The organism is Intrasporangium oryzae NRRL B-24470, from assembly GCF_000576595.1.
In the GTDB taxonomy this organism is placed as follows: domain Bacteria; phylum Actinomycetota; class Actinomycetes; order Actinomycetales; family Dermatophilaceae; genus Intrasporangium_C; species Intrasporangium_C oryzae.
Genome location: NZ_AWSA01000004.1, coordinates 114084 through 128303, shown reverse-complemented (window position 1 = coordinate 128303; position 14220 = coordinate 114084). Strand labels below are relative to the sequence as shown.

At 73.1% G+C, this 14220-nt stretch carries 10 protein-coding genes; 3 read left to right on the top strand and 7 right to left on the bottom strand.

The window, feature by feature from the left end; translation table 11 throughout:
- Positions 1-9: 9 nt before the first annotated feature.
- From N865_RS02940 to N865_RS02930, 3 genes are all read right to left on the bottom strand, one after another.
- Positions 10-1320, bottom strand: coding sequence for a DUF4192 domain-containing protein (locus N865_RS02940; RefSeq protein ID WP_034801347.1), 1311 nt, complete (start codon positions 1318-1320; stop codon positions 10-12).
- A 116-nt stretch (positions 1321-1436) separates the two neighbouring features.
- Positions 1437-2045 carry a YkvA family protein gene (locus N865_RS02935; protein ID WP_034801344.1) on the bottom strand — a complete coding sequence of 203 codons (609 nt, stop codon included), beginning with the start codon at positions 2043-2045 and terminating at the stop codon, positions 1437-1439.
- Between the two features lie 104 nt (positions 2046-2149).
- On the bottom strand, positions 2150-2908 hold the full coding sequence (locus tag N865_RS02930; RefSeq protein WP_034801341.1) for an EcsC family protein: 759 nt from the start codon (positions 2906-2908) through the stop codon (positions 2150-2152).
- A gap of 157 nt (positions 2909-3065) precedes the next feature.
- Here N865_RS02930 and N865_RS02925 point away from each other — a divergent pair, with 157 nt between their 5' ends.
- Entirely contained in the window at positions 3066-4214 is a 1149-nt protein-coding gene (locus tag N865_RS02925; protein WP_034801339.1) for a MalY/PatB family protein, read from the top strand.
- Positions 4207-6129: a DNA polymerase gene (locus N865_RS02920; RefSeq protein ID WP_245603644.1), complete on the top strand. Its 1923-nt coding sequence runs from the start codon at positions 4207-4209 to the stop codon at positions 6127-6129. The genes N865_RS02925 and N865_RS02920 overlap by 8 nt, the downstream gene beginning before the upstream one ends.
- Positions 6130-6369: 240 nt before the next feature.
- Here the strand turns inward: N865_RS02920 and N865_RS02915 are convergent, their stop codons facing one another.
- Positions 6370-7332: a PAC2 family protein gene (locus N865_RS02915; RefSeq protein WP_034801336.1), complete on the bottom strand. Its 963-nt coding sequence runs from the start codon at positions 7330-7332 to the stop codon at positions 6370-6372.
- A gap of 144 nt (positions 7333-7476) precedes the next feature.
- Positions 7477-11436: an ATP-dependent RNA helicase HrpA gene (hrpA, locus tag N865_RS02910; protein ID WP_034801333.1), complete on the bottom strand. Its 3960-nt coding sequence runs from the start codon at positions 11434-11436 to the stop codon at positions 7477-7479.
- 155 nt (positions 11437-11591) lie between these two features.
- Here hrpA and N865_RS02905 point away from each other — a divergent pair, with 155 nt between their 5' ends.
- Positions 11592-12443, top strand: a complete 852-nt coding sequence (locus N865_RS02905; RefSeq protein WP_034801331.1) for a hypothetical protein — start codon at positions 11592-11594, stop codon at positions 12441-12443.
- Positions 12444-12451: 8 nt separating this feature from the next.
- Here the strand turns inward: N865_RS02905 and N865_RS02900 are convergent, their stop codons facing one another.
- Positions 12452-13660: a lipid II:glycine glycyltransferase FemX gene (locus N865_RS02900; RefSeq protein ID WP_034801329.1), complete on the bottom strand. Its 1209-nt coding sequence runs from the start codon at positions 13658-13660 to the stop codon at positions 12452-12454.
- A gap of 69 nt (positions 13661-13729) precedes the next feature.
- On the bottom strand, positions 13730-14104 hold the full coding sequence (locus N865_RS02895; RefSeq protein ID WP_051510015.1) for a hypothetical protein: 375 nt from the start codon (positions 14102-14104) through the stop codon (positions 13730-13732).
- Positions 14105-14220 lie beyond the last annotated feature (116 nt).

The window sequence follows — 14220 nt, the reverse complement described above, 5'->3', positions numbered from 1 at the left end:
CGTGACCGTTCAGGCAGGCCGGGCCCGCAGGCCGTGGTCGAGACCCTCGGCGATGAGGTGGCAGAGCCGGTGCTGGGGCTCGAGGGAGAGCGCCCGGTCGACGGCGACCCTCGCCCGGGCCCCGTCCCCCGACCACCACGCATACGAGGCGACGATCGAGAGCAGCGGTGCGGCGTGCTCGGCGGGCGTGAGCCGGCAGACGCTCTCGAGCCGGGCCTGGACCATCTTCGGGGCGTCGACGAGATCCCAGTCGTCGCTCCCGAGCCCGAGAACCTCCTCACGCCAACCAAAGGGGTCGCCGCCCGCGGGACCGGCCCCCACTCCATCGGACCGTCCCTTCTCCTGCTCGAGACGCACCTCCGGCCCCAGGTGCAGGTCGAGCAGCTCGACGAGCGCGCCGTCGAAGGCCTCCAGGCCGACGGTTCCCGGGCAGAGCCACGCGATCAGGGCGTCTCGCAGGACCGGGTCGCGAAGGGGGCCGACGAGAGCAGGGACCCAGTGCTCGAGGCCCGGACCGGCGATCTCTCCACGCAGGAGCCCACCCCAGGCCACGAGCGACTCGGTGACCATGAAGTCGTGCGGGCTCAGCTCCTCCTCCACGACGGCCACCTCCGGGCCGCCGGCGTGATCGTCCGGCGCCACGCACGGACCCGCGCCGCCCTCGGACCTGTCCGCGCTCGCGTGCTCGGCTGCCGTCCGTGGCTTCGGCCCGGGCGTCTCGTCGGCGCTACCCGACCGCGCCTCGGAGGCCACTCCCGCCTTGGTCCCGGCCCACTCGAAGCGCTCCTGCCAGGCGAGGATCGCCATCTGGGTGAGGGGTGCGCGCCGGGCCGTCGGTGGGAGGGGATCGATGAGGGCCACGAGCTCGCCCCGTCCGGGAAGCACCGTCCGCCCGAGAGCGACATAGCTCGCGACGGCGGGGACATCGGCCGGCTCCGGGAGCGGGGTGCCCTCGGCGGGGCAGCAGTCGCAGCCGATGGCGTACCAGCGGCCGGCGCGCACGACGAGGCGGTCGCGCAGCACGATCCCGGAGTCCTCGATCGCGTCGGAGAGTGCGTCGCCCAGGGACATCGACTCCCCGGCGCGCTCCTCGAACCCGATGACGGCGACGGACGAGGGCGCCTCGCGCGCCAGGGTGGGCAGCAGCTGGGCGGCCGCGCCGTCCGCGTCCTCACGGGGCACGACGTCGAGTCGGACGACGAGCCCGAGACGCTTGCCGTGGAAGCACACCACGACGACGCTCCTGCTCGGCTGGAAGCCGAGCTGGAAGGGGATGGCGGTCAGCAGGTCGGCTGGCCCGGAAAGGGTGATCTTCGGCATGTGCCGAGGCTCCCCCGCACCGGGCCGCACCGGCCAGGTCCCGCCGCTCCGGCTGTGGACGTCCCGACGACACCACAGGGGATGTGGACGACGTCAGCGCCCGGACGTCCCCATGGTCAGCCCTCGAGGCGCTTGCGGACCGACTCGAGGACGTAGTCGGTGGCGGCCGAGCGGACGCGTTCACCGGCCGTCGAAGCACCCGTCGTCGACCCACCGACGTCGGCCGACGGGGTCGCACCGAGCTGCGACGGCGCACCGCTCCGGTTGCGAGCACCGTTCGCGGCGCCCGCAGCGCCGGACGCCGTCGCGCGCGGGCCGCGCGACCCGATGGCCCGCCACTGGCTCTCCTGCGTGATGGCAGTCCGACCCCAGGCGTCCGGCACGACGCGCAGCCCCTGGCCCGTCTCCCAGGCCAGGAACCGGTCGGTCTCCTCGAGGAAGGCCCTGATCGCCCAGGACAGGACCACGGCGTCGTCCACGGCTCCGAGGATCGGCAGGACCGCCTCGGGCAGCAGGTCGATCGGTGAGGCGACGTAGGCCAGCGCGGCTCCGATGAGCCCGAGGCGCCGAAGGGAGGTCCCGGCATACGTCCCGGTACGCGTGGCGCGGACGAGACGTGGGACGGACTGGGCGCGCTCGGACAGGCTCGGCGCACCGGGGCGCATCGCGGAGCCCAGGAGCGAGGCGACCGTCGCGGCGATCTTGATGCGGGACGAGCTCTTCATGCTCGCCCCAACGAGCAGCGGCTGCGGGCGATTCCCACGGGTGACCTCGTGTTCTCGAAACGTGACCGGGCGCGGCCGGTGGTGGTGGTGGTGGTGGTGGTGGTTCAGTGGCCGTAGCTCGCGACCGGCGGGAACTCCCGTGCCGACTGCGAGGCGATCCGGCCGAGCATGTAGGCGTCGAGCAACCCGCCGAAGAGGCCCCCGACGATCGGGACGGCCCGCCCGAGCCGGGCCAGGGCGTTCTGGCCGACCCGCGCGATGAGCCGGAAGCCGATGGCCTTGTTGAGGACCATGAGCGCCGGGGCGGGCAACCGGTCGAAGGCGAGCGTGGCGAGCTTGCCGCCAGCGGCGTGCAGACCGGCCTTCTTGAGGATGTCCTCGCTGTCGGCCCCGACGAGCGTGAGCAGGACCGCCGAGCGGATCTCCGGCTGGTCGATGTCGTAGCCGCGCAGGCGAGCGGTCGCCGCCGTCATCCGCGTGCCGACGAGGTAGAACTCGAGGACGTTGGCGGGCAGGGAGACCGCCATCGTGAAGAAACCCCCGATGCCCGTCACGAAGCCCCCCACGGCGCCGATGCGCCGGTGGGTGCGCTGGATGCTGCGGAGGGCCTCGTCCGCGTCGCCGCCGGCGGCGGCGAGCGCCTTGTCGGCGATCGCGTGCGCCGACTCGAACGGGCCCCTGCCGTCGATGCCGACGTCGAGGAGTCGCTCGATGAGCGTCGTCGCGGCGCCCGAGAGTCCCCCTTCGCTGCCGGCCCGGGCGCGCTCGAGGGCGCCGTGTCCGCGGCTCACGTCCCGGACCCGCTCCGCGGTCGAGTCGGAGGCCTTGACCGCCTCGTTGCTGTCCCACCCCAAGATGCCCACGTGCTTCCTCCCGATGACTGCGCCGTTGGCGGTTCGTTCGCTCCGCACTGGTCACCGTAAACCGGATGGATCGGCGACGACAGCGGACGCGCCCTGATGTCATACCCAGGGGAGGCAGGGTGCCCGCGTCGTCGGACGCCTCTCATAGGCTCGGCCCATGACCTCGCGGATCCTCGACGTGTCCCTCGCCGACCTCCGCCGCGACCGGACGAGCGTCAAGTGGCGAGCCCATGGGCCCGACGTGCTCCCCCTGTGGATCGCGGAGATGGACGCGCGACCGTGCCCCGCCGTCGTCGAGGCGGTCCGCGACGCTGTCGAGCGCGGCGACACCGGCTACGCGTGGACCGGACCGTATGCCGCCGGGCTGGCTTCGTTCGCCGCGGCCGAGTGGGGCTGGGAGATCGACCCGGCCACGACGACGCGGGTGAGCGATGTCCTCGGCGGCATCTCCCACCTGCTCGGGCTCCTGACCGACCCCGGCGGCCCGGTCGTCGTGAGCCCGCCGGTCTACAACGCCTTCTACGACGTCATCGGAGCCGCCGGCCGACGCCCTGTCGAGGCGCCGCTCACCACCGACGGTCGCCTCGACCCCGTCTCCCTCGCCCGCGCCTTCCGCGAGGCGACCGCGAACGGCAGGAGGGCGGCATACCTCCTCGCCAACCCGCACAACCCGACCGGCACGACTCACACTCCTGCAGAGCTCGAGGCGCTCGCGCGGCTCGCCGACGAGCACGACGTGCGTGTCATCTCGGACGAGATCCACGCCGGTCTCGTCTATGCCGACACCCCGTTCACGCCCTACCTCAGCGTCGCCGGCAGCGAGGCCGGCATCACCGTGACCTCCGCCTCCAAGGCCTTCAACCTCGCGGGGCTCAAGGCGGCTGTCATCGTGCCCGGCGCGCGCGCCGTCGACGAGGTGCGGCGGCTGCACCCGTTCGTCACCTACGGCGCGAGCCATCTCGGCGCCGTCGCGCAGACGGCCGCCTGGGAGCATGGCCGCGACTGGCTCCACCGGCTCGTCGGCGAGCTCGACGACAACCGCCGCCTGCTCACCCGGCTCGTCTCCGAAGCCCTCCCCGGGGCGCGCCTTCTCGTCCCCGAGGCGACCTATCTCGCCTGGCTCGACTGCCGGGAGCTGGGGCTCGGCGACGACCCGGCGGCGGCCTTCCTCGCCCGCGGCCGAGTGGCGCTGTCGCAGGGCCCGACCTTCGGGGCGGGTGGCGCCGGTTTCGTCCGCATCAACTTCGCGACGTCGCCCGACATCCTCCGGGAGGCCGTCGGGCGGATGGCCGGCTGCCTTGCCTGAAGGTCGAGCGATCCCGCACGTCGCCCTCGTCGTTGGGCAGGACGGGGCCCACGCCCTGGGTGCGGGGCTCGACGAGGCGTGGGCGAGCGGCGAGGTGCCGCGCCGAGTGGCCGAGGTGACGGCGCGACTCGCTCCACGCTGGGTCGTCTGGTCGGCCGACCCCACGCTGCGCAACGTCGTGGCCGCAGGTGTCGACGTCCCGCGGACCTGGGACCTCGCCGAGGCTCACCGGCTCGTCCACGGCGGCTGGTCGGCCACGCCCGGGCACGTGTGGGCGGCCTGCCGCGGCCTGCCCGAGCATGATGTCCCCCGGCCCGCCCCGCCACGCCTGAGCGGCTTCGACGGCGACCTCTTCGATCTCGCGTCCCTGGCCGACGACGACGCCGTACGACCCGACGGACATCTGCGCCCCGACGCCCTGACGTCGTGGGCGACGGGGACCACCCGCCTGCGCCGCCTCGCAGAGCTCGCCCTCGAGTGCCGCGAGGCCCAGGCACGAGCTCTCGCCGTCCTCCCGGCCGAGCCGGGACGCCGGGACCCCTCGCCCGACGCTGCTGCAGACGCGCTCCCGGAGCCCGGTCCGGGGCGTGGTCCGGGGCGTGGTCCCGAGGCCATGACCTCCGCCCTGGTGGCCCGAAGAACCCGGACCGTGTGGTCCGAGTCCGCTGCGGCCGTCCTCTGCCTCGAGCTCGAGCGGGACGGGCTGCCCGTCGACCGGCTCACCGCCGAGGACCTCATCGGGGCTTCGGCCGGTCCCCGGCCGCAGGACGACGCCGATGCCGCCCGGATCCGGGCCGAGCGCGACCGGGCCGTCCTGCGATTCGCGCCAGGGAGGGAGCGCACCGACCTGCGCAACCCGGCACAGGTGAGGGAGCTGCTCGCCTCGGTCGGGGTCGACGTACCCAACACGAGGGCCTTCGTCCTCGAGCCCTATCGGCACACCCACCCCCTCGTCGACGCGCTGCTCACGTGGCGCAAGGACGAGCGGATCGCGACGACCTACGGGTATCGCTGGCTCGACGACAACGTCGGCCCCGACGACCGGCTCCGCGGAGCCTGGACCGCGTGCGACGGCGCGGCCGGACGGATGACCGCCCAGAACGGCCTGCACAACCTGCCCGCGCCGCTCCGCCCGGCGATCTGCGCGGCCCCCGGGCACGTGTTCGTCCGGGCCGACCTCGGCCAGATCGAGCCCCGGGTCCTCGCCGTGGTGAGTGGCGACCGGGCCTTCGCCGAGGCGACCCGGAGCGACGACCTCTACGCGCCCGTCGCGGCCAAGCTCGGGGCCGACCGGGCTCGGGCCAAGGTCGCGGTGCTCGCCGCCATGTACGGACAGCGCTCGGGAGCCGCCGGCGAGGCGCTGAAGGACCTCGAGCGGGCCTACCCCGTCGCGATGGGCCTGCTCGACCGCGCCTATGCCGACGGAGTGGGCCGCCGTCCGCTCCGCACCTACGGCGGACGGCTCATCCGCTTCGGCGCCGCGCCGACAGCACCCGACGGAGAGGCCCCACCGACCGCGGGCCCCGCCGGCCCGGTCGGCCCGGTCGGCCCGGTCGGCCCGGTCGGCCCCATCGACCAGGCACGCGCCGAGGGCGCCGGTGGCCCGACGTCGGCCGCGGCGGACGGAGCACGGGGGCGCTACGCCCGCAACGCGATCATCCAGGGCTCGGCGGCCGAGCTGTTCAAGGCGTGGGCGGCGACGGTCCGCCATGCTGTCGCCCCGCTCGGTGGCCAGATCGTGCTCTGCCTCCACGACGAGCTGCTGGTCCACGTCCGGGAAGAGCAGGCCGAGCGCGCCGCCGTGGCCGTGGGAGACGCCCTCACCACGGCGGCCCGGACGTGGGCCGGCACCGACCGGGTCCGCTTCGTCGCCGACACGTCGGTGGTGCGGCGCTGGAGCGAGGCCAAGGGCTGAGCCCCGTCGGACCGGCATCCGGACCGACGGGCGACCGGGCGGCCGGGCGGCCGGGCGGACACACCGAGAAGCGGCCGACGTCGACGGATGCACCCGTCGCGGTTGCCGGCTGGTCGGTGTGTCGCGATGTCCGTGGAGCGGCAGACCGGCACGGTCCCCACCCTCCCGGGGACACGAGACGGCCCGGCCCCCGGGAGGGTGGGGACCGGGCCGCGAGCGGTGGCGGGCAGGGCCTGGGGTTTAGCGGTCCCCGGGAGCGTCCCTGCCCTCCGTGTCGTCCGTCGAGCCGTCGTCGGCGACGTCCTTGAGGAAGGCCTCGAACTCGGCTCCGATCTCGTCGGCCGTGGGCAGGTCGGACAGGTCGGTGGCGAGGAGGCTGCGCTGCTGACGCCCCTCGAGGAAGGTGTCGTACTGCTGCTCTAGGGCGCGGACGACCGCCGTGATCTCGTCGGACTCCTCCATCTGGCGCGTGATCTCGGCGCGGTTGAGGCCCGCCGTGGCCGCGAGCGCCGTCACGTCGATGGCAAGACCCGTGGCCGTCCGCAGCCGCTCGAGCCCGATGACGGCGGCGTCGGCGAACTCGGTCTGGCCGAGGTAGTGGGGCACGTGGATCGCGAAGCCGATCGCGTCGTGCCCGGCCTCCCCGAGCCGGTACTCGAGCAGCGAGGAGAAGCTCGCCGGCACCTGAACCGTGCCGAAGGCGGGGTCGTTGCCGGTGACGAGGCGCGGGTTGGTGCCGTGGGCGGTGACGCCGAGGGGACGGGTGTGCGGCACGGCCATCGGGATCCCGTGGACGCTGACCGTGAGGTTCACGCCGAAGGTCTTGATGAGCGTTGTCGTCGCTTCGACCATGCGCGCCCACTGGTAGTCGGGCTCGGGGCCGACGAGAAGCAGGAACGGCACGCCTTCCCGGTCGATGACCCGGTGGAGGAGCAGGCTCGGGTCGTCGTAGCTGCTCCAGTGGTCACGGTCGAAGACCATCATCGGGCGGCGGCCGCGGTAGTCGAGCAGCTGGTCGACGTCGAAGGACGCGACGACGCGCGACTCGTGCGTGTCGAGGATGTGGTCGGCGAGGAGGCGCTGCGTGTGGCCGGCGTCGATGAAACCGCCGAGGGCGACGACGAGGACGGAGGCGTGCATGTCCTGCAGCGTCGCCGGGGACGCGTCGTTCTCGAACTGGAAGAGCTCGGTCGGTTCCTGCACTGGGGTGCCTTTCTGGATGCGCGGTCTAGTTGTCCAACGCGCCGGCCGGGGCCGTGATTCCCGGAGCGGACGTGTCTGGAGGGCCGAGGCGGCGCCGTCGGGCGCGGGTGGCGCCGTCGAGCGCGGCCAACGGCCCGCTGCGGGTCAGGGGGTGATCTTCGCGATCGCCTTGAGGATGCGCTGCGGGGACACGCTGTATGCCGTCCCGAGCGTCTGCGCGAAGAGCGAGACCCGCAGCTCCTCGATCATCCAACCGATCTCGACGACGTCGTCCGCCCCGCGCCGGCCGGGGCGCAGCCGCTCGAGCAGGTCGGCGTAGCGACCCTCGACGAGGTCGACCTGGTCGAGGGCCGCAGCGTCGCGCGCGAGGTTGGCGGGCGCCTTCTCGAGCCGGTGGGTGATGGCCCGGAGGTAGCGGTCGAGGTCGGGCAGCCGGCGCAGTCCGGTCTCGGCGACGAAGCCGGGCCGGATGAGCTCGCGCAGCTGAGCGCGGACGTCGGAGACCATGGGCCGGATCCCCGGGTTGCTCGACCGGTCGAGCTCGGCGAGCCGGTTGGTCAGGGCGAGGTGCTTGGCGAGGATCGGCTCGACGAGGCCGACGACCTCGACGACCCGGGCGGTCGTGTGGGTGCGGACCGCGGAGAGCGCCCACTCGAAGTCCTCGCGGCTGCGGATGGCGTGGCCTCCCTGGGCCGTACCGGCGGCCTCGCTGATGGCGTCGACGGCGGCGGCCAGGCAGTCGTCGAGCAGGGCCGGCACGCTGCCGTGCGGGTTGTGCCCGAGGGCGAGCTTCTGGCGGTTGGTGAGCCGGGCGAGGATCTGCTTCCACGGCGGCGTGATGCCGAGCAGGAGGAGCCGGCGCACGCCGAGGCGGTGTTCCGCGTCGGCCTCAGCCCGTGTCGGCAGCACCCGCAGGTCGACGGCGGTGCCGGTGTCGACGAGGGCCGGGAAGCCCTGGACCCCGGACTCGCTCTCGAACGTCTCGGGGACGGCGTCGAGCGGCCAGGAGGTGAGGCCGGTCTGTTCGATCCCGGTGCCCGCAGCGCGGACCTGCCGGCGCAGCTGGGGGGTCGCGACATCGCGGACGGCCTCGAGGTCCTTGCCGGCGGCGACGGGTCTTCCGTCGGGTCCGTCGACGCTGAAGGTGATCCGGAGGTGGTCGGGGACCCGCGACCAGTCGAAGTCGTCGGGGCCGATCGGTATGCCGGCCCGGGCCTGCAGCGCCGTGGCGAGCACCGCGGCGATGGGTCCGCGGCTGGGGTCGAGCTCCGGCAGGACCGCCCGCGCGTGGTCTGGTGCCGGGACGATGAGTCGGCGGGTGCCCTTGGGCAGGCTCCGGATGAGTGCCGTGACGAGCTCCTCGCGGAATCCGGGCACCTGCCAGTCGAAACCCTCGGCGGTGACCTGGTTGAGCCGGTCGACGGGGATGTGGACCGTGACCCCGTCGGCTGAGGAGCCGGGGTCGAACTGGTAGGTCACCGCGAGGACGTTCTCACCCTGGCGCCAGCTCGTCGGGTGGTCGCCGTCGGCGATGCCCTCGGCCGTGTCCCGCAGGAGCATCTCCTCGGTGAAGGTCAGCAGGTCCGGCGTCTGGCGTCGGGCCCTCTTCCACCACGTGTCGAAGTGCCGCCCGGAGACGACGTCGGCGGGGATCCGCTTGTCGTAGAACGAGACGAGCACGCTGTCGTCCACGACGATGTCACGGCGCCGGGTGCGTGCCTCGAGCTCCCCGATCCGCTCGACCAGGGCGGCGTTGTCACGGAAGAACGCGTGTTCGGTGTGCCAGTCCCCCTCGACGAGGGCGTGTCGGATGAACAGGTCGCGAGCCAGGACGGGGTCGATCCTGCCGAGCCCGACGACGCGCCCGACGACGAGCGGGACGCCGTAGAGCGTGACCCGCTCCGTCGCGACGGCCGAGCCACGTCGCCCGGACCAGCGGGGCTCGGAGTACTGGCGCTTGACGAGGTGCTCGCCGAGCTGCTCGGCCCACTCCGGTTCGATCCGCGCGTTGATGCGGGCCCAGAGCCGGGAGGTCTCGACCAGCTCCTCGGCCATGACGAACTGCGGCTGCTTGCGGAAGAGCGCCGACCCGGGACTGATGCCGAACCGCGCACCGCGCGCTCCGGCATACTCGCGCTTCTGCTCGTCGCGGACGCCGACGTGGGACAGGAGCCCGGCGAGGAGCGACTGGTGGATCGCGTCGGTGTCGGGTTCGCCGTGGACGCTGCCGCGGCTGACGTCGAGGCCGGCCTGCTTCGCGGCCTGCCTGACCTGGGTGTGGAGGTCCTGCCACTCGCGGACGCGGAGGTAGTGAAGGAACTCGGCCTTGCACATGCGGCGGAAGGCGCTCGAGGAGAGCTCGCGCTGCTGCTCCCTGAGGTAGTTCCAGAGGTTGAGCCACGTGATGAAGTCGCTCGTCTCGTCGGCGAAGCGCTTGTGCGCGGCGTTGGCGAGCTCCTGCTTGTCCTGTGGCCGCTCGCGCGGGTCCTGGATCGACAGGGCGGCGACGATGACGAGAACCTCGCGCAGCACCCCGCGCTCGTCGGCCTCGAGGACCATCCGCGCGTGGCGCGGGTCGATGGGCAGCGTCGCGATCGTCCGGCCGTATGCCGTGAGGCGGCGTCCGGGACGTCGCCTCCCCCGATCGGTCGGCTGGGTCTCGTCCTCGGGCGCGAAGGCCTGCAGCTCCTCGAGGAGGCGGATGCCGTCGGTGATCTGGCGCGAGTCGGGCGGGTCGACGAAGGGGAAGCGCGCGATGTCGCCGAGGCCGAGGGAGGTCATCTGGAGGATGACCGAGGCGAGGTTGGTCCGGAGGATCTCGGGGTCGGTGAACTCCGGGCGCGAGTCGAAGTCGTCCTCGGAGTAGAGCCGGATCGCTATGCCTTCGGAGACCCGGCCGCAGCGACCGGAGCGCTGGTTGGCCGACGCCTGGCTGATCGGCTCGATGGGCAGGCGCTGGACCTTCGTGCGCTGGCTGTAGCGGGAGATGCGGGCGGTGCCCGTGTCGATGACGTACCGGATGCCGGGAACCGTCAGCGAGGTCTCGGCGACGTTGGTGGCGAGGATGATCCGGCGGCCGGTGTGCGGCTGGAAGACCCGGTGCTGCTCGGCCGACGACAGGCGCGCGTAGAGCGGCACGACCTCTGTCACTGGGAGCCTCATGCCCGTGAGTGCGTCGGCGGCGTCACGGATCTCCCGCTCACCGGACAGGAAGACGAGGATGTCCGAGCTCGTCCCGGAGTGCCGCTCGGTCCAGAGCTCCTCGACGGCCTCGCAGATGCCGGTGATCATGTCCTTCTCGTCCGCCTCGGGCCGGTCTGGGTCGACGAGCGGGCGGTAGCGGATCTCCACGGGGTACGTCCGACCGGACACCTCGATGATCGGAGCCGGCTCGCCGTCGGGCCCGGCGAAGTGCTGGGCGAACCGCTCCGGGTCGATCGTCGCCGAGGTGATGACGACCTTGAGGTCGGGCCGACGTGGCAGGAGCTGCTTGAGGTAGCCGAGGATGAAGTCGATGTTGAGGCTGCGTTCGTGGGCCTCGTCGATGATGATCGTGTCGTAGCGGCGCAGCTCGCGGTCACGCTGCATCTCGGCGAGCAGGATGCCGTCGGTCATGACCTTGACGAGCGTGTCCCTGCTCGACTGGTCGGTGAACCGGACCTGGTAGCCGACGGCGTCGCCGAGGTCGACGGAGAGCTCCTCCGACAGTCGCTCGGCGACGGCGCGCGCGGCGATGCGGCGCGGCTGGGTGTGGCCGATGACCCCGTCGAGGCCGCGACCGAGCTCGAGGCAGATCTTCGGGATCTGCGTCGTCTTGCCCGAGCCGGTCTCCCCCGCGACGACGACGACCTGGTGGTCGCGGATCGCGGCCGCGATGTCGTCCTTGCGGTCGACGACCGGCAGGTGCTCGGGGTAGGTGATCGGCGGGACGAGCGCGGCCCGAGCGGCCCGGCGGGCCTCACGCTGCTCCGGGCTGAGCGGCATACGCGACCCGCGCCGGCCGCCAGGCCCCTGAGCCGAGCGCTGGCCACCCTCGCGCCGACGACGGCCCCGGCGAGGGGGTCCCGGCGCACGCGGCGGGGCGGTCGCGGGCTCCTCGGGCATGAGCGACAGGATATGCGGGCACCCCCGCCGTGGCCGAACCGATATCGGGCGGGACGGAACCATCCGAGGCGTCCCCGGACTCGAAGCGCACGACGCGCCCGCGCCGCAGTGCGCCGGCCCTACAGTGGGCGCAGCACCGCGACGAAGGGGGATGCGTGTCGGAGCTCCGGTGGCTGGACGGCGGGCAGCCGAGCGTGCCCGACCCGACCCGAGACAGGCATGTGGCCTTCCCCGACGACGCGGTCGCCGGCCCTCAGTCCTCCGACGACCCGTGGTCGACGCGGACGGCCGGAGCCGCTCCCGACGACCCGAACCGCGACCTCGCGATCCACGTGGTCGGCACCGGACGCGACGGACAGCCGGTGAGCGCGAGGATCTCGATGGCCCCCGGTGTGCAGTGGGGCTGGCGCGTCGGCGAGGCGCCAGGGACGCCGGGCGGGCGCCGCCCGATGCAGCGGCGGCGCAAGGGCCGTGTCGGCGCGGCCCTGCTCGCCCTGGCGCTGGTGGCTCTCGTGGTCAGGCCGGGTGGCAGCGCCGAGTCCAGCAGCGGCGGCACGTCGAGTGGCGTCTGCTTCGGCGACTGCCAGGACCTCGGTGCCGGCGCCGGATCAGGGAGGGACCCCGCGGTCGGGGTGGCCCCAGCCGCGCTGCAGGTGGCTCCGCTGTCCGCAGGCGAGGCCGAGGGGCTCGTCGAGACGCGCCAGCGCGGCCCCGTCGGGACGATGCCGGAAGGGTCGAGCTCCGTGCTCGTCGAGATCGTCAGCACCAACGGGTCCTCGGCCCGCGTCACGATCGCGAATGAGGGCGGTGGCTTCGACGCGGTGGTCTCGCTGCCCTTCGCGGCCCGAGTGGCGGTCCCGGACGGGACGGTCCCCTTCCGGGTGACCGCGGTGGGTGATGTCGAGCAGGCGACCATCCAGTGCCGGGTCTACGCCGGCTCGACCCAGGTCGCCACCGCGCGGGACGTTCACACCGTCGACTGCACCCCCGAGCCCGCGCGCCCGTAACACGCGGGTCAGACGTCCGCCTGCTCCTCGGGGGCCGAGCCCTTGCGGCGCTTGTTCATCGCGACGCGCAGGTCCATCGCCTTCTCGAACGCGGCGTGCCAGAACGGGCTGATGACGAGCTCGCGCTCGCCCACCATCTCGACGACGTCGGAGCCCGCGCCGAGCTTGTAGAGCAGCAGACCGGTCAGTGGCGACGTCGCTCCCAGCGAGGTGTTGAAGCCGCGGAAGTCGTATGCCGTGCAGCCGGCGTCGATCGCGTCCTTGATCGCCTGCCACTGCAGGGCGTTGGAGGCCCGGGCGTCGCGGTTGCGCGTGGTCGTGCCGCCGTAGAGGTACGAGAACGTGGTGCCGAAGCGGATCATGAGCGCAGAGGCGAGGACGTCGCCGTCGACGTGGGCCTCGTAGAAGGTGCCCATGAGGCGGTCGTGGTCGCCGGCGAACGCCTTCATCATGCGCTCGAAGTAGAACTTGGGCCGCGGGTAGAAGTGGTCCCTGGCCGCCGACTCGCAGTAGAGCTCGTGGAAGGTGTCGACCCCCTCGACACCGACGGCGCGCACCTGCACGCCGGCCTTCTCGGCCTTCTTGATGTTGCGGCGCCACTGCTGGTTCATGCCCTTGAGCACGGACTCGGCGTCACGCCCCGCGAGGTCGACGATGCAGAGGTAGCGGGGCTGGCCGACGGCCGAGGTGGTCCCCCACCCGATCGGCTTCCACTCGTTGGCGTCGAGCCAGCTCTCGACCCGGCGGGCGACCGGGTTGTCGACCGCGGGCGGGAGCTCCGTGAACGAGAGCAGGCCACCGTCGGCGATCTGCTTCTTGACCGGGTCGGGCTCCCACGTCCGCGAGACGATCGGGAAGCCGAGCCGCAGGGCGAAGGCGCCGGCCGAACGGGCCCACTCGACGAGCGGGTCGAGCCATGCCGACGGGTCGTCGGCGACGGCAGCCCAGGGCAGGGCCGGCCCCTCCGGCAGGTAGGCGAAGGTGTGCTTGAGCTTGGGGATGTTGCGGGCGAGGACGAGACCGGCCCCGACCAGCTGCCCCGACGCGTCGAACCAGCCGAGGAACTGACGGCGCCAGTCGGGCTTGGTGTCGGCCCACGAGGGCGTCTGGAGGAAGCTGCCCCCGACCGAGAGCATCGCCTGCTGGGCCTGGTCCGCCGGGATCGGACGGACGGTGAAGGGGCCGGTCGGCTCGGGAGCGTGGGTCTGCTGATCCATGGGCGTCACCCTATCGGCGCCCCGCGGCGGCTCCGGGGGTGGCCTTCGAGCTCACCGGGAGGTGGCGGCCTACGGGGTGGTGACCTCGGCCGTCGAGGACGCCGCGCTCGTGCGACGGATCCACCACAGTCCGACGATGGGCAGCACGAGCGGCACATAGCCGTAGCCGGAGCCGAAGTGGGACCAGACGGTCTTGTCGGGGAAGGCGGACGGGAAGGCATACGAGATGGTCCCGACGACGAGGACGCCGATGAGCTCCACCGTGAGGGCGATCCTGGCCACGCGGACCGAGGCTCGGTCGCCCCGGGCGAGGCCGACGGTCGCGACGATGTAGATGACGGCCGCGAGCGCCGAGAGGATGTAGGAGACCGGAGCGCGGTCGAAGTACTCGGTGATCTGCAGGACCGAGCGGCCGGTCGCCGCGAGGGCGAGCAGGCCGTAGATCGCGACGAGGAGGCGACCGGGACCACGTCCCGTGTGAGGGGCCGTCCCTGCGGTCGAGGCGGCCGAGGCGGCCGAGGCGGCCGAGCCGGACGAGCCGGACGACCCGGACGAGCCGG